The organism is Woronichinia naegeliana WA131, assembly GCA_025370055.1.
GTDB lineage: Bacteria > Cyanobacteriota > Cyanobacteriia > Cyanobacteriales > Microcystaceae > Woronichinia > Woronichinia naegeliana.
This window is the reverse complement of the sequence record CP073041.1, coordinates 4,840,625-4,863,712: the sequence shown is the minus strand read 5'-3', so window position 1 is coordinate 4,863,712 and position 23,088 is coordinate 4,840,625. Positions and strand designations below refer to the sequence as shown.

The window sequence follows — 23,088 nt, the reverse complement described above, 5'->3', positions numbered from 1 at the left end:
ATACGGGGTGTAAGCCTTAGCTAGGGAGCATCTCACTTATGCAATCAAGTAATTGTACTTGCTTATGCAATCAGGTAATTGTACTTATGTCCGAAATTGTCTTGTAGCAAGGCTTTCAAGATAGCTTGACATAAAACCTAATTTGAGAGTTACAATGGTGGGATGCTCCCAGAGATCAGAGAGTGTCAAAAATGCGTTTAAGAGAGTGTCAAAAATGCGTTTATTAGTTGCACCGGATTCTTTTAAGGGAACCTTATCTGCCCTAGAAATCTGCCAAATTATCGAGGCGGAATTGGGTCATACTTTTCCAATTATTAGTCATCCCCTGGCTGATGGCGGAGAAGGAACTTTAGAGGCAATTTTTACGAGTTTATCGAATAGTCAATGGATCGAATTAGAGGTTTGTGGCCCGTTACCCAAACAACGAGTTAAAGCCAAGTATCTTTGGCTAATAGAATCGCAAGAAGCCTTTATTGAAATGGGCCAAGCCAGTGGTTTAACCTTATTAAAAACGGAAGAACGTAATCCTGAACTCACTACAACCTATGGAACAGGAGAGTTGATTCGTCATGCTCTCAAACAAGGGGCAAAAAAAATTTATTTGGCGATCGGTGGCTCGGCTACTAACGATGCTGGTTTAGGAATGTTAATGGCTCTCGGTTGGCAATTTCTAAATAAAAAAGGTGAATCAGTAGGCTATGGTGGTCAAGCTTTAATAAATATCGATCGCCTTATAGCTCCTGAAAATTTACATCTTCCTCCTATTACAGTACTTTGCGATGTCACCAATCCACTTTATGGAGAACAGGGAGCCGCTTTTGTGTACGGGCCACAGAAGGGGGGCGATCGCCCTATGCTAGAAAGATTAGATCAAGGACTACGACATTTTGCCGCAGTGATTAAAAAGCAGTATGGTATGGATTTAAACTTTGCTGGAGCTGGAGCCGCCGGAGGGTTAGGGGCTGGAGCAAAGTTCGGTTTAGATGCCACGATTGAAAGTGGTTTTAGGGTTATTGCCAGCTTGACCGGTTTGGAAGAAAAAATTCAACAGATGACCAACAGCGATCGCCTGATTACAGGAGAAGGTAACTTTGATCAGCAATCCTTACAGGGGAAAGTCATTTCAGGAATTTTAGCCTTGGCCAAAAAGTATCAGCGAAAAGTGATCATCTTAGCAGGAAATAGCCAATTAACCAATTTACAAAACTATCCAGAAATCGAAAAAATTATCACCCTAGTGGATCAAGATATTAGTCTAGAGCAATCTTTAAAAGAACCTGATTCAGTATTGCGAAAAAGATGCCAATCCTTAAGAGAATATTTACAGATTGAGAGCTTGTTAAAACCTTCTATTGAGACGTGAACTGAGGTGTTAATAAAAATCTCTCTGTTAATTATACTTTATTGAGATTTTGTCAATGTGCAACGCCTAATTTCAAGCTGCTGAATGTGGATTTTAACAGTTTACAAAAAAGCGATCGCCGTAAGCTTATTTTTTTGATGCCTATATAGCCAATTAGAGTTCTCTGTTGCTAACTAATCGGATAGTTTCGAGCTAGATAGCGATCGCTAAAAAATAATAAAAAAAATACCCTCCAATGGGAAGGTACTTACCAACAATCGCTGAGTTTGACTGTCTAGCTTGCTTTTCCACGTCTTCCGTTGAGTCGGTCTAGAGGTCGCCACCTCGAAAGGCTAACAGAAAGATGACAACAGGGCCAGCAATCATAATGAGAGAGACAAAAGTTAGCTGAAAAATAGGTTGTAGGTTAAGAGCGGCTATTAAATCCATGTTTTCTCCTGAAAATTTACCGATGGTATTAACTCGAAGGACAATATGTAAAGAAAACCCTTGTCTATAATACCTGGGTTGGTTTCTCTCTTTTTCAGTAAAGATACAAAAATCTATAAAGTTTTGTTACAAGTTATTCAGGAAGAAGCATTATGGCAACTTGGCAATGTATTCAGGGCTGTGGAGCCTGTTGTAATCTCGATCCCAGCGATCGCCCCGAATTGGAGAGTTATCTCACGACGGAGGACTTAGGCTTGTACCTGAGTCTCGTGGGTGAGGATGGCTGGTGTATTAACTATGATGCGGAATTGCGAGAATGTCGCATTTATGAAGACCGTCCTCGTTTTTGTCGCGTGCGACCTGATACCTTTGCGAGCATGTTTGGCGTTGGGGCAGAAGATTTTAATGATTTTGCCATAGACTGCTGCTGTCAACAGATTGAGGGAGTTTACGGTGAGGAGAGTCTGGAACTAATGCGCTATAATCACGCTGTTGCCGAGGATTGAATGGTTTGGCAAGGGTGAGGAGTGTGTTAGTGAAAAAAAGCTTTGCTTATCTGGTAGCCAATCTGTTGGCCTTACCTCTATTTTGCAGTTCTGTCCTGGCAGGATCGCTGGAGTACTGGAAATTTGATCTTCAAGATAGTCGTTTAGACATTATTACCGATGATAATGTCCGACCCCAGGTGCAACTGTTAGCCAATCCAACTCGTTTAGTCATTGATTTACCGGGTATCTATCATCGCGGCCCCACTTTGGAAAAAGCGATCAGTAGCTATGTAAAGATGGTACGGGTCGGTCAGGTGAACCGTGCAACCACTCGCATTGTGGTGGAGTTGAACGAAGCCTATAGTATGCGTCCCTGGGAAGTGGAAGTGCGGGGTCTAGCTCCGAACCGTTGGGCGGCCCAATTGCCCAAGTTTTTAATGATGTCAGAATATACGCCTCCGACCGAGCCTGTGGCGATCGCCGTTCCTGAACCAGCACCTCGGCCCATTAAACAGTTTACGGTGATTATTGATCCCGGTCATGGGGGACAAGATCCAGGCGCGATCGGACTAAGGGGTCAACAGGAAAAAGATATTGTTCTCTCGATTTCCTTAGCCGTTGCCAAAGAATTGGAAAAACAGGGGATTGGAGTCGTGCTAACCCGTGCTAACGATACTTTTATTTCCCTTAAAGGCCGAGTGGCGCGGGCTGAAGCGGTCAATGCCACTATTTTTGTCAGTATTCATGCCAATTCCATGGGAATGGGGAGAGCAGAGATCAATGGCTTGGAAACCTATCACTATTCAAGCGGCTATGGTCTAGCTAAAAGTATTCATCGCAGTGTGCTACGGCGTATTGATATTGCAGATCGAGGCATCCGACGAGCCAGATTTTATGTATTGCGAAAATCTTCAATGCCTTCTACCTTAGTGGAAGTGGGATTTGTCACCGGCGAAAAAGATAATCGTAATTTGGCTAATCCCCGTTATCGACAACGGATGGCAGAGGCGATCGCGGCCGGCATTATTGATTATTTGCGTTAGTTGATTTTGACTGTTTTATTAACCAATTAGGGCTTGCTGAATAAGTCTGCAAATCGAACCTAGATGCCACAGGGCGCGAAAAATGGTGACTTCAGAAATCAGTTTCCGATTTTAACCCACAATTTTCTAGCAAAGTGCATGGATTTTGAGCCTTCAAATGCCATAAGCTTGCACCTAATCGTGTTCAAAATGGCTGAAAAGCTTATCTGATAAAGGTTCTGCCTTTATTCGGCAAACCCCAATTAACGATTGACTAAAACAATATCCCATTGTCCTAATTGGTTACTTTGAAAAGCAACTTGTTTACCATCACCGCTAATCGTCGGATGTCGAACCGAACCTCGCACATTGGCCGTTAACAGTTCCGAACGTTGGAGATCGCGATCGTAGAGCATAATATCGGTTTTGCCCCTAGCCGTAGAAACGTAGGCTAACCAACGACCATCCGCACTGAGAGACGGTTCAGATTGAGTACTATTAGGCTGATTCAAATTCGGTAAAGGGATAAGGCGACGTTGCTCTAAGTTATAAAGAAAAATTTCCCGTCGTCCGTTGCGATCCGAAGCAAAAGCTAAATAGCGACCATCAGCACTATAAGTGGGAGACTCATCCGGCGCGAAACTATTAATCCCACCACTGGGTAATTGGGGTTGAATAAAAATCGCCTGACTACAGCCAGGCAAACCGAGGATCAATATTAATCGCCACCAATGTTTCAATCTCGTTTAATCCAATGTCAAAACTTAATAACTATCCTCTTCCTTAACGGTTTTAAGGACTAACGCTTGGTTGGCTTGCATCAGCAGATCGGCGATCGCGGTTTTAATCCGTACTGCAATAGAAGGATTAGCAAAAATTTCTTGAACCTGTTCTCGACACTTTGCCCCCTCAACCGGATCAGCTTGGTCAAGATTCTCTAGTTCTGTATAGAGTTCTTCAATCGTTTCAGACATAAGATTTAGCCTCCTTAAGCTTGCTACCGATCCTAACCTAAATATTTAGACCTAAACCTTAAATGATTCTGCATTGGTTAGGAAATCATCACCGATTTAGAAATCCCAGCCTAAATTACGAATATTAGTTTGACTATCCCGAACCGAAATCATGGCATTAGCATAGGCATTTAAAATTTGTTCATAGATGAAATCATAAACAGGGGTGAAATCATCTAGCTTTTCTAATTGGCTTTTTCTCAAAGGGAAAGGCTTCTCCCAGGGAAATAAGGTGACTAAATAAATATCTTCCATTTTTTCTAACGACAGGGAAACAACGACCACCTCACCATTATCCATTACGGGTTGATGGGGATTGGTATAGAGGGTAATAGCCGGATAAAAGTGCATAGATCCCTGTTCATCAAAACTAACATTTTGCATTTCCACTCGACATTGAAAATACTCACTCATGTGATCAATGAAAATTTCCGCAAACCCTTGGCATGTCTCAATAGATTGGAGAGAGGCTTGGCGCGCATTTGCATAGGCTTGACAGAGTTCTTTATATTTAGTCATAGGAATTTTACGTCCTCTCTAAATCGCTATTTTACAGAAGTTAGTCGCTTGCAGTGAATTCTAGTCCAAGATATTTGAACCACAAAGACTAAATTAATTGGATTCTACTAACCGTTTTTGAAGAGACTCAAAACGACGCTTTGCAATACTATTTTTAGGATCAAATTTTAAGGTTTGCTCATAGACTTCTACGGCCTTATTAACCATCTGTTTTTTCTCGTAAACGTTCCCTAAATTATTAAGGGCAATCACATAATCTGGATAGAGTTTTAGAGCTTCCTTATAATTACGAATGGCCAGATCATATTGTTCCTGAGCAAAATAGGCAAAACCCAAGGCATTATAAATTAATGCCTTATTTTCTGGTTCTATTTCATTGGCCAACTTTAAGGCTTTTTGAAAAAGATTAATAGATTGAACATAGAGTTTTTTATCAAGAAAAATACTCCCCAACTGGTAGTAATCTTGGGCAACTCCACCACCATCCTTAATTTTTTTCTGTAATTTAGAGGCAGTACTTTCTATACGACGACTTTTAATAATTTGACGTAGAACAAAAATGGTGAGGCCAAATAATAGGAGAAGTAAACCTGATAGATAGACAACGGGCAAATTATCATTCATATCGATCAACGAGAAACACCTGGAAAATTGAGTTATGGGAAATAAGCTTATCCCCTTATATTGTAGGCCTTAGCGTTCCCAGGAGAATAGAGGCTCCTTAAAGAAAGGTTTCAGGAAGAAGCCTCTGAAGATTGAAGAGGGGCTAAAAAATTACCTAGAGATTAGACGGATTGGGGAGCCGAGAAAGCGAGAATCTGATCCATCAGCCAAGGGGCTAAACGCTGACACCACACCGCTAAGTGACTCTGCCAACCGACCAAAATTTCTGTCTTTCCTTGTTGAAGTCCTCGCATAAAAGTCGTGGCAACTCGCTTAGGAGTCATAGCCCTAACCCAACGGAAGCGTTTGAGTTCTTTGACCATATCGGTATCGGTCAGGGTGGGCAGTAAGGTGACAACCCGAATATTATGGGCAGCGAGTTCACTGCGGAGAGCCTGACTAAAACCCAGAATGGCAAATTTTGTAGCAGAGTAGGTCGCCATTGTCGGAGCGGCCACTTTCCCCATTAAGCTGGAGACATTGACAATCGTTCCTTCTTTGTGGGAAACCATTCGCCGTGCAACACAACGGGTAATGGTATAGAGTCCTAATAGATTCAGAGAAATTTCTTGATAGACCTCTGGAAAACGACTTTCTAAAAAGGAACTTTGGTGAGCAACTCCCGCACAGTTAACCAGAAGATGGATGGGGCCATGATCCCGCCAGGTTTTGGCGATCGCCGTATTTACCATCACCGGTTGAGTGAGATCCAACGGCAGAACCACAACCTCAATGTTGGCATTAAGCTGTGCAATTTCCTGAGCCAGTTGTACCAGATTTTCCTGATTCCGGGCAACCACAATCAAACGTTGTAATCCCGATAGAGCTAATTCAAGGGCGATCGCCCGGCCAATTCCTCTGGATGCCCCAGTTACTAAAGCAGTCTTTGCCTGTAAATTCATAATGCAACCTCCTATGGTTGAGGTGAGATGTCTAAACCATCTAGTCTTCAATTTGGAGCCTATCCCCATCGCAAGCTAGGAGTAAACTAACCGAATGAATGCCTAAACAAGATTCTTTGTTCTGTTCGGTGCATTAATCGGTCTATTCCAAATCGGTCTAAACCTTGATCTTGTGAAGACTTAAAGGCAGATGGCGATATTATCTGGTCAAAATTTCTAAAGGTTCAATCAGCAACTGTAGGGATGAAGTGAGTGGACTGAACAGCAGAGCATGGTTTTACGCCTCCTAATAATCGATTCAGCGTGGTCAAAGGTATGCCCCTTGAAACATAACTTAACACATAAATCAAGTTTCTGCAAACAAACTTAACATTTGACGGACGGTTTCCAGGTTGTCACGCCAAATTAGGCTCACCTCTTCTGAGATCAGCCTCAAGCAAACCTTTGGTTGAGCAAGCGCGAAAAACCAACCAATGCAACAAATTAATTCACCAAATCCACCTTAAGACTTCGGAAAACGACGATCACGACGATCACGTAAAAAGCCAGGAATATCGGTCTCACGCCGAGGGGGATTCTCGACAGGGGCAGAGGTTAATATCGATAGGGAAGGAACAACTGGTTTGGGGGCAACGACCTCAAGTTCCTTAACAGGGCGATGATCTCCGCTAAAACCCGTTGCAATCACCGTAATGCGCATTTCCCCTTGCATTTTCTCGTCAATAACCGCCCCAAAAATAATATTGGCGTTGGGATCAACTACTTCATAAATAGTTTCCGCCGCAACATTCACCTCATGAAGGGTCAAATCATAACCGCCAGTGATATTAAAGACAACACCCTTGGCTCCTTCAATAGATGATTCTAAAAGCGGGGAAGAAATCGCCGCCGTAGCCCCTTCTTTGGCACGAGACTTACCTGAACCCACACCAATTCCCATCAAGGCCGAACCTGCATCCGCCATAATAGCCCTGACATCCGCAAAGTCCACATTGACTAAACCCGGAATAGTAATAATATCGGAAATTCCTTGTACACCTTGACGCAGAATATCATCAGCCACCCGAAAAGCTTCTTGTAACGGGGTTTCTGCGGGGATCACAGCCAGTAATTGGTTGTTGGGAATGACAATCAAAGTATCCACACGGGATTGGAGGGCATTGATCCCGTCTTCTGCTTGATTGGCTCTTCGTCGTCCTTCAAAAGTAAAGGGACGAGTAATAATACCAACCGTTAAACAGCCCATTTCTTTGGCCACTTCGGCCACAATCGGGGCCGCGCCAGTGCCAGTGCCTCCACCCATGCCAGCCGTAATAAAGACTAAATCCGTATTTTCTAACGCTTTGGCAATATCTTCACGGGATTCCTCCGCAGCCTTTTGTCCGATCGCCGGATTACCACCCGCCCCTAAACCCCTGGTTAATTTTTGGCCGATCTGTAACTGCTGGGGAGCCGCCGCTTGTATTAGTGCTTGGGAATCCGTATTAATTGCCCAGAACTCAATTCCCGTTACACCACTGTTAATCATACGGTTGACTGCATTACAACCGCCACCACCAACACCAATTACTTTAATTCTGGCAACACTACTAGGCACAATCTGACTTCTCCTTGCATCTAACTGAATCGAGGTTTTGGGATCGGCAGGAGTAGAAAAGATCGCTAAATCGTCTTGATCGGCAAACAAATCGTCTAGGCTATCAGACGACTCCCCGCTCTCTGCTCCATTGAGGCTGGGATGATCTAGGGAAAAATCATGGTTAATGTCATTGTTAAAAATCATTGTAGTGGGAAAAGGATAAATGCAGTACGCTATAAAATTTTAGAGACGGAAATAAAGATTTGGGGATAGGGTTAGTTTATCAACAGTATCACCAGAGTTGAACAGCAATTCTATAAAATCTATAAACCTTTTTTATCTACAAATTGTTTAAAATTGCCTAAACTCAGCTTTACGTCCTTAGATTAGAAACATTGCTGAAGTTTGTCAATACAAAGAGAGATGATTCCGGTAGGGCAAGTCTAGAGGGCATCAATGATTGTCATGGCTTCTTGACATTACTGGCAGGTGATTGCTTTGGAGATGGCATCGTGATTTGGACAGAAGGTGCTTTGGGTTGAGTCAAGTCAATATAAGCAACTCGATGGGGTGGAACACGCGAAGGCAATTGTTTCATGAGATTTAGCACCTGAAGTTGCTGGGGGAATTGGGAGAGGTTTGAGCCAAGGTAAACCATACCCAGATCGGTTTTCATGGTCAGATTGCTAGGATTACGACCGTTGATAATGTCAATCTTGACTGAAGATTGGGCTAAAAGCGGATATAAATTTTTCCAGAATGTTTGATATTGGGGATCATAGCCAAGAAACAACGGCGATTTGGGGAGTTTGACTTGGATCGCAGTTTTTTCATAGGAAGCGGCTGGAATAAAAATGCCCTCTCTATCGACAAATCCCGGCCCTTCAGTTGTCACCGCTAGGGCCACAGGGCGACGTTCCCTTACGGTGATGGTTAATTGGGCTGGCAATAATTGACGGGTGACATCCACCTTCTCCAAAGATGGAATGGTGGACATTTTTTGGCTAATCTGCTGAGTGGAAAGTTGCCAAATGGATTGGGGATAGACTAAAGGTACTTGCTTGTATAATTGGTCAGAGGAAACCCATTGATTCCCCTTTAACTGAACTTGAGTGCGATCGCGAATGCTCCATTCTGGCCAACTCATCAGCCAAACCAACCCCCCCACGGCACTACAAAGTACAGAAAAACGCCAAAGCGATTGCCATACTTTCAACTGACGTTGGTTTTTTAAGGTTCGCCGTCTATCTTTGAGAGAATCAGACACAACTAGATCCGTCATACAATCACTACAACCACTATCCTGAAATGTTATAACTAGATTGGGTGACTATTTCAAAATAAAGTAGTTTTTTTTCTTCATCAATCTTCACCATTGGCAAAAGGAAACATTATGGATAAGCAGAAACGCGGGCTAATTTTAGGAGCAACGGCCTTGTTGTTAACCACCGTAACGGTGACAGGCGTGGGACTTCGTTTGGCTCGCTCTCAGGCTTTCTTTCAGGATAATCCCAAAGAGGTGGTGGATGAAGTTTGGCAAATCGTGAATCGAACCTACGTGGATGGCACTTTTAATCAGGTCGATTGGCGAGCCGTCCGCAAGGATTATTTGGGTCGTACCTACAAAAATCCAGATGAGGCCTACAAAGCCATTCGGGAAATGTTGAAAAAGTTGGGCGATCCCTATACCCGCTTTATGAACCCAGAAGAATTTCAGGCTATGCAAATCGATACATCTGGAGAATTATCAGGTGTGGGTATCCAGTTAGCCCAGGATAAGGATAGCAAAAAATTAATCGTCATTGCGCCCATTGAGTCAACCCCGGCCTATAAAGCAGGTATTTTAGCCAAAGACGTGATTGTCAAAATTGATGGCAAATCGACTAAGGGGATGGAAGTGGATGATGCGGTGAAGTTGATTCGTGGTAAGCCAGGGACTCAAGTGGTTCTCACCATTAAACGCGGCAATCGCAACATTGATTATCCCTTAGTAAGAGCCAAGATCGAAATCCATCCTGTCCGGGCTGAAGCAGAGAATACGGCGATCGGCAAGATCGGTTATATCCGCTTAAATCAATTCAGTGCTCACGCTGGAGATGAAATGCGGACAGCTATGCAGGCTTTAGAGAAGCAAAATGTCAAGGGTTATATTTTGGACTTACGGTCTAATCCAGGCGGTTTACTCTATGCCAGTGTCGATATTGGTCGTCTCTGGTTAAAGGATGGCAAAATTGTCTCTACGGTTGATCGCCAAGGGGAAGTTGAGCAGCAAAGTGCCAATAATCAGCAATTAACGAATAAACCCCTCGTGGTTTTAGTGGATGGGGGTTCGGCCAGTGCCAGTGAAATTCTATCGGGAGCCTTACAGGATCATAAACGGGCCGTGATTGTGGGGACAAAAACCTTTGGTAAGGGTCTGGTGCAATCCGTTCGCAGTCTTGGGGATGGTTCCGGTTTAGCCGTGACGATCGCCAAATATCTAACACCGAATGGACGCGATATCAATAAGCATGGCATTGATCCCGATGTGGTAATTGAGTTAACCGATGCCCAACGCAAAGCCCTGCAAAAGGATCGGGAGAAAATTGGCACCTTAGCTGATCCCCAATTTGCTAAAGCCTTTGAGATCCTCAAACAACAGGTTGCTAAAGGGGGAAGTTCAACGGTTCAGTCTGCTGTTAATTAGAGGACTAGGAGACTGGGGGACTAGGAGACTGGGGGACTAGGGGACTAGGAGACTGGGAGAAGGTTGGGGCTGGTTAAAGTCATCCCCAATTTTTTGTTGGACTATAAAGTGTTGTATCACAGAAGAAATGCTATGATACGAGAATTTATTGGTACTCATTTAAACAAAATGGATATTGTAACTTTGACAGCCCTTCTCGCTCCCCATTTACCTACTTTGATGAAACTTGGTGGTAAGGCCGCCGAGAGTGCCGCCAGCAAGGTTGGTGCCGATACTTGGGAAACGGTCAAAAAAATCTGGGCAAAGTTGAGTCCTCGGATTGAAGCTAAGGAGTCAGCTAAGGAGGCCGCAATAGATGTAGCGAATAATCCAGACGATGAAGACTTACAAGCCGCTCTACGGGTACAGTTGAAGAAACTACTAGAGCAGAATAAAGAATTAGCTGAAGCGATCGCCAAAATTCTGGCAGAGGCTTCCCCAGAGGTCATTGCAGCAGTACAAATTACTCAGACGACAACGGGGGATAAAAACGTGATTATTGGCCAGATGAGTGGCGGTACTTTTCAGAGTAACGTTCCGTAGCAAGCCTTTTAAGGAAATATAATCAATGACTGATAATTCGTTGGCAACCGATCCTTCCAATATCGGCTCCCAAATTGAACAGAATACGAAGGGTGATAAGAACCAAGTTGTCGGGCAAGTGAACGGTGGTATTGTTGTGAGTGTATCTGGTGGAGGACAAGTTGCCATCTCTCCGCAAAAAAATTCTGAAGAGAAAGCCGACCCAAAAGCATCTTCTAACTTCTAACGGGTGTGACCTTTAGTTGATGAAGGAAAAGAAAAGTGTTAACATGGGATGAAAAGTGACAAAGAGGAAACAATGATGACAGCAAAACTAATTAATGTAGAGGGTTCAAAGATAAAAATAGAACTAACATTAGAACTCAGTCGTTCAATGTTGGATACAGAAATAAATATTCAAAAAGGCTTAAACGAAGTAGGTTGCATCGCCAGCAAAGAAGCCTTGAAATATTTAGATACAGATGGTTCACCCTTAAAAATCGGTGAAGAAATCTGGAAGAGTAAGGGAGAGCAACCGAAAGAATATCAAACACCTTATGGTGAGGTTATAGTGAATCGTCATGTATATCAGCGTTCACCTTTGAGGAAAAACGTATTGCCCCTTAGAAAGAGAAGCAAGGATAATCATAACATCAACGCCATTATTGGCAAAACAGGTATCCTCAAAAATGTCAGGGATGGCAGGCAAAGAGGTGAAAAATGATTTATTAGAAAATCATGGTAGAAAAGTAGCGCTATCCTATATCCAAAGATTGAGTGAAGCAGTAGGAAGTGTGGTACAGGCAAAAGAAGAAGCGTGGAGTTATGCCCCGCCCAAGGAGGATAGCCAAATTGCAACAGTGGGAATAGGATTAGATGGAACCTGTATGCTGATGTGTGAGGATGGCTACCGTGAAGCAATGGTGGGAACCGTTTCCCTATACGATAGTGAAGGCGAACGTCAACCTACAATCTATCTAGGTGCGGCACCAGAGTATGGAAAAAAGAGTTTTCTAGAAAGATTAGAAAGAGAAATTGAGCGAGCGAAAAACCGTTATCCAGAGGCAACATTGGTCGGGATAGCAGACGGGGCAGAATCAAATTGGAAGTTTTTAGAAAAGCAAACGGAAGAACAGATATTAGATTTCTATCATGCCTCTGGTTACTTAGGTGCCTTGGCAGAAGCGTTGCATCCGAATACCGTGTCAAAACAAAAAGAATGGTTGACTGAAAATTGTCGAGAACTCAAGCATGAAAAAGGAAAAGCAGGAGAACTGCTAAATCTGATGAAAGAAGTCAAAGAAGAAAAAAGTCATTCTAAGAATCTTACCGAGAAACTACAAGCGGCGATTACTTATTACGAGAATCATCAGCATCAAATGGATTATGCTGAATACTTAGAGAAAAAGTATCCGATTGGTTCAGGTGTTACGGAAGCAGCTTGTAAGACGTTGGTCAAACAACGATTATGTTGTTCAGGGATGCGATGGAAGGAAAAAGGAGCAGGAATTATTTTGAGCCTACGAGCTTTGGTATTGACCAAGGAACGATGGAGTCAATTTTGGGCAAAACTTGATCAATATGGGTTCCCTGTAGAACCCTGATTACAACAGCTTTTATCAACTAAAGGTCGCACCCCTTCTAACAAAGTCCCCCCTCTGTTGCCCTATATGCCAGACCGCAATCAGCAAGAGCGTGAACTGGCCAAGGCAGTCAAAAAACATCTCGATCAAGCTCATCTTAAGCCTCTGATTTGTATTCTTCATGGTGATCAATACCAATGCCATGTTGAATTTTTAGATAGACTTATAGATAGTTCTTTTTTTGAACAGACAGGATTATGTTCAAGTGATGAAGGTATTAGGCGAAAACCAATTGAATGGCCGAATGATCTTGATCGCAACAAGATGAAAGACTTAGAATATTGGCTGTGTAACGATTTAGCGAAAAAATTTTTAAATCATAATAATTCTACGAAAGAGGAAATCAATCAATTCTTTTGTCAATCCCCATCACCAGCCCTGATTAATATCCAATTACTTACTGAAAATTGGCAAAAACAAGGTGATATATTGAATGAATTATTGTCTTTTTGGCACAATTGGCCCAAGTTAACTTCTGGCAATAAAATTATTATTTTCCTTTTAGTTAAATATCAAACTGGGAAAAAAAGCAGTAGTCAAAAATTTGTTTTTACACGTTTTTTTGGTTTTTTGATTAATTATTTTAAATGTAAGAATTGTCAATCTAAAAATAAAAAAATTCAGGCAGAACTTGAAAAACTTTCCAAAGAAAATTTTCAACAATTTAGTGGTCTGTCGGGGATCGTTTTGCCACAATTAACAGGAATTGCTCAATCAGACGTTTATAATTGGGTCGCCAGAGATGATGTTAAAAAAGCTTTCGGTGAAAAGATAGCCGAAGACTCAATTATGGCAAAAATTGACGAAATTTTCCAAAACCATCCATCTGATACAATTCCTATGCGTGATTTAGCTCAAGAATTAACTAAATTACTAAAAGATTTTACTGTTAATTATAATTAGGAGGATTTGATGAAATTTCCATTTTACGAAGGTAGGGGTAAGAAATTAGATGATTCAGCCCCTGTTACGCTGCCAATTTCTCGCCGATCGCAGTTGCTTAAACCCGAAAATTATATTGCCGATCAAGGGTTGAAGGATGCTTGTAATGTCGCTTTATTGCTAGGACAACCTTTATTGCTGACAGGAGAACCAGGCACAGGTAAAACTCAATTTGCGGCTAGTTTAGCGTGGGAACTCGGTTTTGAGCCACCGTTAAAGTTTGAAATTAAATCCACTAGCACCGCTAGAGACCTGTTTTATACCTATGATGCTTTGAAGCGTTTTCAGGATATTCAAAGTAAGACCTCTTCTTCTTCTGAATTATTACATTATATTACCTATCAAGCTTTAGGATTAGCCATTTTAAAGACGAAGGAACCCAGTGAAGTTAAAAGTCTTTTGTCGGCAGAATTTGCCCATGTTGGCAAGTCCCGCTCTGTGGTTTTAATTGATGAAATGGATAAAGCTCCCCGTGATTTTCCCAATGATCTGCTCAATGAGTTAGAGCATTTATATTTTCGGATTCCAGAGTTAGGCAATGTCAAGATTGAAGCCGATCCCACGCTGCAACCGATTGTTATTATTACTAGCAATTCTGAAAAGGATTTACCTGAAGCTTTTCTACGCCGTTGTATTTATTACAATATTCCCTTTCCTGAACCCGATCGCCTTAAGGAGATTGTGTCTAATCATTTAGACCTGGCAAGTGACAGCAAATTTCTGCAAGATGCGATCGCCCTATTTGAACGATTACGCAAATCTGGACTGAGAAAGAAACCAGCAACGGCGGAATTGTTAAGTTGGTTATTGGCCCTACAAGGGTTTAAAACGGAGCCAGAAATTGTCTTGACGGAAACCAATATTCGTCAAACCCTGAGCAGTTTAATTAAAACCACTGAGGATCAGGAAAAAGCGCAAGAAATTGTCAAACAATGGATCAAAGAACAAAGCAATGGATCAGCAAATAACCCATGAAATCCCTGATTGGATAAAGTCTGATCGTTTGACAGATTTTATTGAAGAATTGAGAGAGGAAGGCTACAAAATCGGCATTTCTCAATATATTGCTGCCCAAAAGCTTGTTCTTACCCTCATTGACCAGGGAGAAACGTTGGATAGTCCAGGTTCTCTGGGAGGATATTTAGGGCCAATTTTTTGTAGTTCCCCTACTGAACAAGAGGATTTTCAGCAACGATTTAAGCTTTGGCTTGACTCTATACCCATTTCCCCCGCACCCGAAACCACGACTTCAGAAGTTCATTCCCTCGATACTAAAGCTCAAGTTTTGTCCCAGGAGTTGAGCGATATACAGTCTCACGCTAATCAGTTAACCGTTGGCTTAGTGATTGTGGCCACTGTTCTGATTGCCGCCCTTTTCCCCCTGATCTGGAATCCGTCTCGAACACCAACCATCGTCGCAACTCCTTCACCTACCTTAGCTTCACCCACTCCAAAAGCTTCGAGTTCTGTCCCAACTCCGTCCCCTAGTCCCAAACCCTCAATTAAACCTTCTCCTCCGTCTGAATCCTCGAAGCTTGTCTTCAAACCTGTTGTCAACGCTTCATCACCTTTTTTCTGTGGTTGGCAACAAAAATGGTTGATCTTTTTTATCCTTGCTGTACCTATTACCGTTTTTCTTTATGCCCTTCGGCGTGGTCTCTGGTCTCAACAGGCTGATTTGTTTCTAAAACGTTTGGGAATGGATCGGGAACCAAAACTTGAGAAAATTTCTATTCAGGGGGTTGAGCAAGATTTATTTCCTCCCCTAATCTTTAACCAAATTGCGCGGGGTTTAAAACGTCGAGTTCATATTCCCTCTCAGCAGCTTGATGTAAATAAAACGATTGAGGCAACCCTGAAAAAAGGTAGTTGGCTCTCACCCGTCTATGGAACCTACCAAACGCTGGTGGAGTATCTTTTTCTGGTAGATTCGGCTAGTTTTCGGGATCATCAAGCCCAATTTGTGGAGGAGATGATTAACTGTCTTAAAAAAGATGGTGTTTTGATTACGGTTTATTTTTTTGAAGGCGATCCCCGCATTTGTTTTTCTAAAGAGCGTAATAATTCTCCTCGCAAACTCCAGGAAATTATTCATCAATATCACGATCGCTGTTTGATTGTGGTTTCCGATAGCGATCGCTTTTTTAGTGACATTAGCGGTGAATTAGAACCCTGGGTAAGTCAGCTTAAAACCTGGGAGAAACGGGCGGTTTTGACTCCCAATCCCATCAGTAATTGGAGTAATCAGGAATTTTTCCTCGCCCAAAATTTCATTGTTTTACCTGCAACGGCGGAGGGTTTACAGGTCTTAAGCCAGGTTTTGAACCCCGAAGTGATCAAATCCTATCTGCTTTCTGGGCAGGTGCAAACGCCCTTACCTGAGCAATTGTTGATCCATTCTTTCCATTGGTTAGATCGCTCTCCTCCCACTGCCGCAGAAATTACCTCAATGCTCAAGTCTCTAGAAGAATATTTGGGAAACGATGGTTATTACTGGTTTACGGCCTGTGCGGTATTTCCAGAGCTACATTGGAATATTACCCTCTATCTGGGAACTCAACTAAAAACGCAATCAAACCAATCCCTAGCCGAAGTTTGTTCCCCCATCAAGTTGGCCCGTTTACCCTGGTTTCGGTCGGGTTATATGCCTGATTGGTTGAGGAGTTTGCTGATTTTAAAACTGACTAAAGAACAGGAATTAACCATTCGTTCCGCCCTCCAGAATTTACTGGTTAGCTCGGTGCAGGGAACGGTAAATCAACAGCAATTAGAAGTGGCAACTCAGTACGAAAAAATGTTGCCCGATTTGCTCAATCCGATGCTTCGCTTGTTGAGTAAAAGGTCTGAGGATGGCAGTCCTTTACGCGACTATCTTTTTCTGGACTTTATGCAGGGAAAACCGATTCTGGCGACGAAAGTACCCGATGAATTAAGGGATTCCCTGAAACGAAAAAACCTGCTGCCTCGAACTCTGCCTCGTACTTTCGGGGAATGGCTCGTCGCGGCGGTAATCATCACAGGGGCCACGCTCTTACCGCTTTTTGGGCTGCAACAGTGGCATCGTTGGCGAGTGGGAGCTTTATTGACGGCGGCGGAAACGACTTCTACGGGGGAATCTGTTGTGAACAATGTGTTTGAAGCGATTACTGCCACAGGGCTAAGTCACTCAACTTTGGTGCAATTTCCCGAATATCCTCCTTTTCCCTCGGTGGAGGAAAGTTTGCTGAAGATTATCCAGGCAGAGCAATCGACAAAAGTTTTATCCCATCCATCGCAGGTCTGGAGTGTGAGTTATTCCCCCGATGGCAAAACCTTGGCTTCCGCCGATGGCAAAACCTTGGCTTCCGCGAGTGCGGACAATACGGTGAAATTGTGGGACGTGGGGACGGGAAAAGAACTCGAAACCCTCAACGGGCATCAAGATCAGGTCATTAGTGTGAGTTATTCCCCCGATGGCAAAACCTTGGCTTCCGCGAGTTATGACAAAACGGTGAAATTGTGGGACGTGGTTACGGGAAAAGAACTCAAAACCCTCAACGGACATCAAGATTCGGTCTCTAGTGTGAGTTTTTCCCCCGATGGCAAAACCTTGGCTTCTGGGAGTGCGGACAAAACGGTGAAATTGTGGGACGTGGTTACGGGAAAAGAACTCAAAACCCTCAATGAGCATCATAATGGGGTCGCTAGTGTGAGTTTTTCCCCCGATGGCAAAACCCTGGCTTCCGCGAGTTGGGACAAAACGGTGAAGTTGTGGGACGTAGGTACGGGCAAAGAACTCAACACCCTCAATGGGCATCCAGAAGAGGTCAATAGTGTGAGTTTTTCCCCCGATGGCAAAACCTTGGCTTCTGGGAGTGGGGACGGAACGGTGAAATTGTGGGACGTAGGTACGGGCAAAGAACTCAAAACCCTCAAGGGGCATCCAGAAGCGGTCAATAGTGTGAGTTTTTCCCCCGATGGCAAAACCTTGGCTGCCGCGAGTTTGGACAAAACGGTGAAATTGTGGGACGTGGGGACGGGAAAAGAACTCAAAACCCTCAATGGGCATCAAAATGGGGTAGTTAGTGTGAGTTTTCCCCCCGATGGCAAGACCTTGGCTTCTGGGAGTGCGGACAAAACGGTACGGATTTGGGAGGTAAAAGCCCTCTGGGATAACGGCAAGGAACCCCCCATTAGCCAACCTTTGCGGGGTCACGAGGATCAAGTCTTTGCAGTCGCCTTCAGGCCCGATCGCAATCAGATCGTCAGTGGTGGCCCAGACAAAACTCTACGATTATGGGATGGGAATACGGGAAAGACGATTGGGAACCCCCTTCAAGGTCATACAGCACCAGTTCGAGCATTAGCCTACAGTCCTGATGGAAAGTACATCGTTAGCGGTGGCTCAGAGAACATCCTACGGCTTTGGGATGCCGAGACTGGAAAGGCGATCGCAACTCTGCAAGGTCATACAGGTGAGGTTAACTCAGTAGCATTTAGTCCCGATGGCAAGCGTATAGTTAGTGGCAGTGACGACAAAACTCTGCGAATTTGGGACGCGGAAACGGGAAAGGCGATCAGAACTCTTTCAGGTCATACAGATTGGGTCAGGACTGTAGCATTTAGTCCCGATGGCAAACGTATCGTCAGTGGTAGCTTAGACAAAACTCTACGAATTTGGGATACAGAAACGGGAAAAGCGATCGCAACTCTTCCAGGCCATACAGATACGGTTTACTCAGTGGTATTTAGTCCCGATGGCAAACGTATAGTTAGTGGTAGCTCAGACAAAACTCTACGAATTTGGGATGTAGAGACGGGAAAGACGCTCACAACTCTGCAAGGTCATACAGGAGAAGTTAATTCAGTAGCATTTAGTCCTGATAGCAAACGTATCGCCAGTGGTAGTTATGATAAAACCCTACGACTTTGGGATGCAGAGACGGGAAAAGCGATTGGTAAACCGCTCAAAGGTCATACAGGAGAAGTGATTTCAGTGGCATTTAGTCCCGATGGTAAGCGTATCGTCAGTGGTAGTAATGACAATACGCTAAGGATTTGGCATATTTCCTGGGAATATTTGCTCCCCATCCTTTGCAACCAATTACAAAATCATCCCAACCTCAAGGAACCCAGCACCGATGTCGCCTGGGAAGCCAAAGAAACCTGTGAACATTTTGTTTGGGCTAAATCCGCCGAATCTACAGCCAAACCAAGCCCCATTAATCCCTAAACTAAGTGGCTAGACGTTAAAAATTGTAAGACCCTGCCTATCGGCTCCCCTCTTTTTAAGCTATACTAAACACGGTCACAGGTTGCGAATTCTAAAAATAAGAGATAATATAATAAAAATAGAAAAATTAGTCAAGAGGCTGAGAAATGATTAAGTTAGAATTTACAGAAGAAGACAAAAGACTGTTGTCTTACGGTCGGTTTAATCACCCGCATCCTAGAGTGCAGCTAAAGATGGAAGTTTTATGGCTAAAAAGTCAGGGATTGTCTCATCAAAAAATTGCTCAATTCGCAGGAGTTTCAGTAAATACGGTGACAAGCTATATCCGTGATTATCAAGAGGGCGGGATAGAAAAACTAAAAGAAATAAAATTTAATCGCCCGAAAAGCGAGTTAACAGAGCATCAAGGGACAATTGAGGCATATTTTGAGTCAAATCCACCAGCAACAATAAATGAAGCAGTAAAAAGAATAGAAGAATTAACAGGAATAAAAAGAAGTCCGACGCAAGTCAGAAAATTTTTAAAGTCAATAGGAATGAGGTGTCTAAAGGTGGGAACAATTCCATCAAAAGCAGATGTAGAAGCTCAGGATAGCTATAGAGAAAAAGAGCTAGAACCAAGGCTAGAAGAGGCAAAAGCAGGAAAAAGGGCAGTTTTCTTTGTAGATGCCTCTCATTTTGTAATGGGAGCATTTGTAAATTTTATATGGTGCTTCAAGAGGATTTTTATTAAGTCACCATCAGGGAGAAAACGTTTTAATGTGTTAGGAGCATTAAATGCAATTACCCATGAAGTAATTATGGTAACGAACAGTTCTTATATTACGGGAACTCAGGTTTGTGAACTCCTAGAAAAGATAGCAGAATTAGGACTATTAATACCGATTACGTTGGTATTAGACAATGCTCGTTATCAAAAATGCCGAATTGTGCAGGAGTTGGCAGAATCATTAGGAATAGAGTTACTGTACTTACCTCCTTATTCTCCTAACTTGAATTTAATTGAAAGACTGTGGAAGTTTGTGAAGAAGAAGTGTTTATACGCAAAATATTATGAAGATTTTACGCAGTTTTCTGCAGCAATTTCAGGATGTCTTGAGGATGCTAACGTAAAATATAAGGAGGAGCTTGATTCTCTGCTCACCTTACGATTTCAACGCTTTGATAAATCTCAGATTATGAACGTTTGAAGTATAGCTACTGTGTACACACAAGTTTTTGATTTTCCGTTTAACCTAAATTCAGCCCCCTTGTCTCTTTAGGCTTTCTAGGATAACGGATTGTTAGACGCGATCGCTTTTTGATCAGATTGAAAAGGGCGATCGTTCTCGTCATACGGGAGGGGCTGGTTTAGGATTAGCTATTGCAATGGCGATCGCGGCTTATTTATTGATTATGATAACGCTGTGATTCATTGTGGATCGTTATTTAAAATCCGTAAGCGTACCGATCGCTCCCCACTTTCGTCTAATTGTACTTCAATTACTTCTTGAGTGAGACCTTCTAAGGCGGTTAAGCAATAGGATTTACTCATGTTGTAAATAGAATTGTTCCACTAGATCAATAATCAAATCACAAGGGTCTTCTCCCCGTTCTTTGATCGAGAGCATTTCCTTGAGATGTTCCCTCGTAATAAACAAAATCACCTTACCTTGCCGACTATAAATACTATTCCGTTGAATATAAGCCCCGCGCTCAGGGAGTTTATTACAAATAATAATAGCCAATTTTCCCATCGGCTCGCTAAGATAGCTGTCAGTTTGAAGAACCTCCTCTTTTCCAATCTTGCTATTTTGATAGTTTTTGAATTCAAATAAAACCATTCTAGCCTGTAATTCTCGCAGTAACAGGCCCCAATTGTGTTTTTCGTCAAAATTACGATTAGGAAATACTGCATCACGGCGATGAGTCCCTGAATAGGTTCGGGCTTGAATAATCGGTCTAATTAAGGGCGGAACAAAGAGAAATTCTAGAATTTCTAGACAGAGAACCTCAAATTCTTGCCATCCTTTCTCGCCCGTAGAACAGTTTTCTAGTCGGTTAACAAGATCAATAATTTGACTCATACAGCGTGACTTAATCCATCCCAAAAGTATTTATTAATCAGGTCTGTATGTTGTAAAAGCAATCTTTTGAGTTCTGTGCCTTCAATAACTCGTAGAGGAATTCCAGTTGTTTTTTGTGCATTTTTTGCCCAGTCAAGGGTAACGGAAGTTAAATTGCTGTTAGTAACTAATAACCCTTTATTGACTTTAGGATGATTGTGAACATAGGAAACTAATTGACGCAGGGAACTCAGATCAACCCGTGAATTACGATACAATTTGGCTTCCACAGCATAAATATCCTGACATTCCGCACCGAAGGGGTCTTTTTGACGGTATTTTACCACTGCATCTACCCCTTGATCTTGAGAACTATCTAAGGGTAAAGTTATAAAACCTAATTGTTGTAATAATTCGACAATTAACTTCTCAAAAAGTTGAGGAGATAGAACTTTAAAATTAATTTTACCAATTTCACTTAGGTTTGCTGCTAGTTGTTTTAAAGAATTTTCTTTCCTATCCCTTAAATCATAATATTGATAATGAGAAATAGATTCGGGAATTTGACAATCTTCAATTAAGACAGGTAAGAATGTAATATTCCGGCTTTGGAGTTCCTGAAGCATTGTAATTTCATCATTGAGCCAGGCAGATTGTACTGAACTTTGAGAAAGTAGAAAGATAAAATAGGAACTTGCAGTAAGTCCTGTCCGTATAGATTCACGCCAATTTTGTCCTGGTTCTATTTTATCTACATCTATCCAAACATTAACGCCTGCCGATCGCAATTCTTTGGCAAGGGTTTGAGCCAAATCATGATCGCTGATTGAATAATTTAAAAAAACAGGCGGTTGGGCTAAGGTTTCTGTTTGTAGGTCATTCATAACTTTTCTTTAAGGACGATCGCGGCTTATTTATTGATTATGATAACGCTACGATTTATTCTGGATCGTTATTTAAAATTCGTAAGCGTACCGATCGCTCCCCACTTTCGTCTAATTGCACTTCAATCACTTCTTGAGTGAGACCTTCTAAGGCGGTTAACAGCGATCGCAGATTAGGGGTACTGGCTCCCGTATCCACATAAAGACGATCGGAGAGGGTTCCCAGACGTTTCCAAGTGGTAAATAATTTGGCCGCAAACTGTTCCAATTGGGTGGCTTGCTTCACTAGATCGGCCGCCGTATTGAGGCAATCTAAACGCAAAGCTTCTTCCAAGGCCAATTCCAAATCGAGGGGGAATTTTTTCAGGGTTTGTACCTGGGCAGCCGCATCGAGATATTTGGATAAATTGCGGGCCGAAGTGGTTAACTGTTTGACCGTATCCACATCAGGATTTTCGGCGGCTTCGTGTTGTAGAGAAACTAAATGACTATCCGGTAGCTTTTCTAATTCTTTGACCAAAGGAGCTAAGTGTCGAGACGGTAAACTACCATCGGCGGCTTTTTCTTTGATTTCATCGGGTAACAATTCTGAACTCATGGCAGTCCATTCATCCGCCAGTTGCTTCACTTCTCGACGGGTAATGCGATCGCCGCTATGGGCTGCTTCACTGATCAGTTTTTGGACTTCAGGAGACGATTTAGCGGTTTCGATAAAGGCCCGTTTACTGAAATTATTGATAGATTGGGGATCAAGTTGTCCTTCCGATAATAGGGTATCGGCACTATTGGCTAATTGAATCAAGGCATAGGCTTGACTTTTGGTAATCTCCCGTTGCTTGAGCCAATCGAGAAAGCCAGTTCCCCTGCCATCTCCCCCTTGTTTTTCGCGATCGCGTACTGCCCGCAGGATACGACCCCGCCAAATTTCTGTTTGCAGATCGAAACGTTCACAAACCTTCCAGAAACTATCTAACTGTTCTTGAAAATCATGTTCTTGAATGGCTTCATCTTCAGGGTCAGGCAATTCAAAATTCAAGTCAGTAGGGGTTTGCAGGGCCGCCACAATGTCGTCAGGGGAAGGTGCAGGCTGGAGCATAGTAAATTGGGAAAAGAGGGAAACAATCTGGCTAGATCAGA

21 protein-coding genes and 1 pseudogene are annotated in these 23,088 nt (G+C 42.8%); 11 read left to right on the top strand and 11 right to left on the bottom strand.

Annotated elements, in window-relative coordinates:
• The first annotated feature begins 214 nt into the window (after positions 1-214).
• Complete coding sequence (locus KA717_24335; protein UXE59066.1) at positions 215-1,363, top strand: glycerate kinase; 1,149 nt, start codon at positions 215-217, stop codon at positions 1,361-1,363.
• Positions 1,364-1,672: 309 nt separating this feature from the next.
• Here the strand turns inward: KA717_24335 and KA717_24330 are convergent, their stop codons facing one another.
• Positions 1,673-1,792 carry a photosystem II reaction center protein Ycf12 gene (locus tag KA717_24330; protein ID UXE59065.1) on the bottom strand — a complete coding sequence of 40 codons (120 nt, stop codon included), beginning with the start codon at positions 1,790-1,792 and terminating at the stop codon, positions 1,673-1,675.
• 152 nt (positions 1,793-1,944) lie between these two features.
• Here KA717_24330 and KA717_24325 point away from each other — a divergent pair, with 152 nt between their 5' ends.
• The gene (locus KA717_24325; protein UXE59064.1) at positions 1,945-2,298 is read left to right on the top strand and encodes a YkgJ family cysteine cluster protein; all 354 of its coding nucleotides are present in this window, start codon (positions 1,945-1,947) and stop codon (positions 2,296-2,298) included.
• A 29-nt stretch (positions 2,299-2,327) separates the two neighbouring features.
• A complete protein-coding gene (locus KA717_24320) occupies positions 2,328-3,323 on the top strand; it encodes an N-acetylmuramoyl-L-alanine amidase (GenBank protein UXE59063.1) in 996 nt (331 codons plus the stop codon).
• Between the two features lie 242 nt (positions 3,324-3,565).
• Here the strand turns inward: KA717_24320 and KA717_24315 are convergent, their stop codons facing one another.
• The 7 genes from KA717_24315 to KA717_24285 all read right to left on the bottom strand — a co-directional run bounded on the left by KA717_24315 (position 3,566) and on the right by KA717_24285 (position 9,194).
• Positions 3,566-4,042 (bottom strand): biopolymer transporter, encoded by a 477-nt coding sequence (locus tag KA717_24315; GenBank protein UXE59062.1) that lies wholly within the window; start codon positions 4,040-4,042, stop codon positions 3,566-3,568.
• Positions 4,043-4,066: 24 nt separating this feature from the next.
• The gene (locus KA717_24310) at positions 4,067-4,276 is read right to left on the bottom strand and encodes a hypothetical protein (GenBank protein ID UXE59061.1); all 210 of its coding nucleotides are present in this window, start codon (positions 4,274-4,276) and stop codon (positions 4,067-4,069) included.
• A 96-nt stretch (positions 4,277-4,372) separates the two neighbouring features.
• The gene (locus tag KA717_24305) at positions 4,373-4,834 is read right to left on the bottom strand and encodes a hypothetical protein (protein UXE59060.1); all 462 of its coding nucleotides are present in this window, start codon (positions 4,832-4,834) and stop codon (positions 4,373-4,375) included.
• A gap of 93 nt (positions 4,835-4,927) precedes the next feature.
• Entirely contained in the window at positions 4,928-5,458 is a 531-nt protein-coding gene (locus KA717_24300) for a tetratricopeptide repeat protein (protein UXE64770.1), read from the bottom strand.
• 161 nt (positions 5,459-5,619) lie between these two features.
• Positions 5,620-6,399 carry an SDR family NAD(P)-dependent oxidoreductase gene (locus tag KA717_24295; GenBank protein UXE59059.1) on the bottom strand — a complete coding sequence of 260 codons (780 nt, stop codon included), beginning with the start codon at positions 6,397-6,399 and terminating at the stop codon, positions 5,620-5,622.
• Between the two features lie 502 nt (positions 6,400-6,901).
• Positions 6,902-8,182, bottom strand: a complete 1,281-nt coding sequence (gene ftsZ / locus KA717_24290; protein UXE59058.1) for a cell division protein FtsZ — start codon at positions 8,180-8,182, stop codon at positions 6,902-6,904.
• A 259-nt stretch (positions 8,183-8,441) separates the two neighbouring features.
• A complete protein-coding gene (locus tag KA717_24285; GenBank protein ID UXE59057.1) occupies positions 8,442-9,194 on the bottom strand; it encodes an FtsQ-type POTRA domain-containing protein in 753 nt (250 codons plus the stop codon).
• 177 nt (positions 9,195-9,371) lie between these two features.
• Here KA717_24285 and KA717_24280 point away from each other — a divergent pair, with 177 nt between their 5' ends.
• From KA717_24280 to KA717_24245, 8 genes and pseudogenes are all read left to right on the top strand, one after another.
• Positions 9,372-10,664: a S41 family peptidase gene (locus KA717_24280; GenBank protein ID UXE59056.1), complete on the top strand. Its 1,293-nt coding sequence runs from the start codon at positions 9,372-9,374 to the stop codon at positions 10,662-10,664.
• A 168-nt stretch (positions 10,665-10,832) separates the two neighbouring features.
• On the top strand, positions 10,833-11,246 hold the full coding sequence (locus tag KA717_24275; protein UXE59055.1) for an SART-1 family protein: 414 nt from the start codon (positions 10,833-10,835) through the stop codon (positions 11,244-11,246).
• A 25-nt stretch (positions 11,247-11,271) separates the two neighbouring features.
• The gene (locus tag KA717_24270) at positions 11,272-11,472 is read left to right on the top strand and encodes a hypothetical protein (GenBank protein UXE59054.1); all 201 of its coding nucleotides are present in this window, start codon (positions 11,272-11,274) and stop codon (positions 11,470-11,472) included.
• A 75-nt stretch (positions 11,473-11,547) separates the two neighbouring features.
• Positions 11,548-12,829: pseudogene (locus KA717_24265) on the top strand (ISKra4 family transposase).
• A gap of 66 nt (positions 12,830-12,895) precedes the next feature.
• Entirely contained in the window at positions 12,896-13,771 is an 876-nt protein-coding gene (locus KA717_24260) for a hypothetical protein (GenBank protein ID UXE59053.1), read from the top strand.
• 9 nt (positions 13,772-13,780) lie between these two features.
• Positions 13,781-14,785 carry a MoxR family ATPase gene (locus KA717_24255; GenBank protein UXE59052.1) on the top strand — a complete coding sequence of 335 codons (1,005 nt, stop codon included), beginning with the start codon at positions 13,781-13,783 and terminating at the stop codon, positions 14,783-14,785.
• 28 nt (positions 14,786-14,813) lie between these two features.
• A complete protein-coding gene (locus tag KA717_24250) occupies positions 14,814-19,022 on the top strand; it encodes a WD40 repeat domain-containing protein (protein ID UXE59051.1) in 4,209 nt (1,402 codons plus the stop codon).
• A gap of 146 nt (positions 19,023-19,168) precedes the next feature.
• Positions 19,169-20,212, top strand: a complete 1,044-nt coding sequence (locus KA717_24245; protein ID UXE59050.1) for an IS630 family transposase — start codon at positions 19,169-19,171, stop codon at positions 20,210-20,212.
• 336 nt (positions 20,213-20,548) lie between these two features.
• Here the strand turns inward: KA717_24245 and KA717_24240 are convergent, their stop codons facing one another.
• The 3 genes from KA717_24240 to KA717_24230 are packed head-to-tail and all read right to left on the bottom strand — an operon-like array spanning position 20,549 to position 23,047.
• Positions 20,549-21,088, bottom strand: a complete 540-nt coding sequence (locus KA717_24240) for a hypothetical protein (protein ID UXE59049.1) — start codon at positions 21,086-21,088, stop codon at positions 20,549-20,551.
• Positions 21,085-21,951: a TIR domain-containing protein gene (locus tag KA717_24235; GenBank protein ID UXE59048.1), complete on the bottom strand. Its 867-nt coding sequence runs from the start codon at positions 21,949-21,951 to the stop codon at positions 21,085-21,087. The genes KA717_24240 and KA717_24235 overlap by 4 nt, the downstream gene beginning before the upstream one ends.
• A 55-nt stretch (positions 21,952-22,006) precedes the next feature.
• Complete coding sequence (locus KA717_24230; GenBank protein ID UXE59047.1) at positions 22,007-23,047, bottom strand: hypothetical protein; 1,041 nt, start codon at positions 23,045-23,047, stop codon at positions 22,007-22,009.
• Positions 23,048-23,088: the final 41 nt, after the last annotated feature.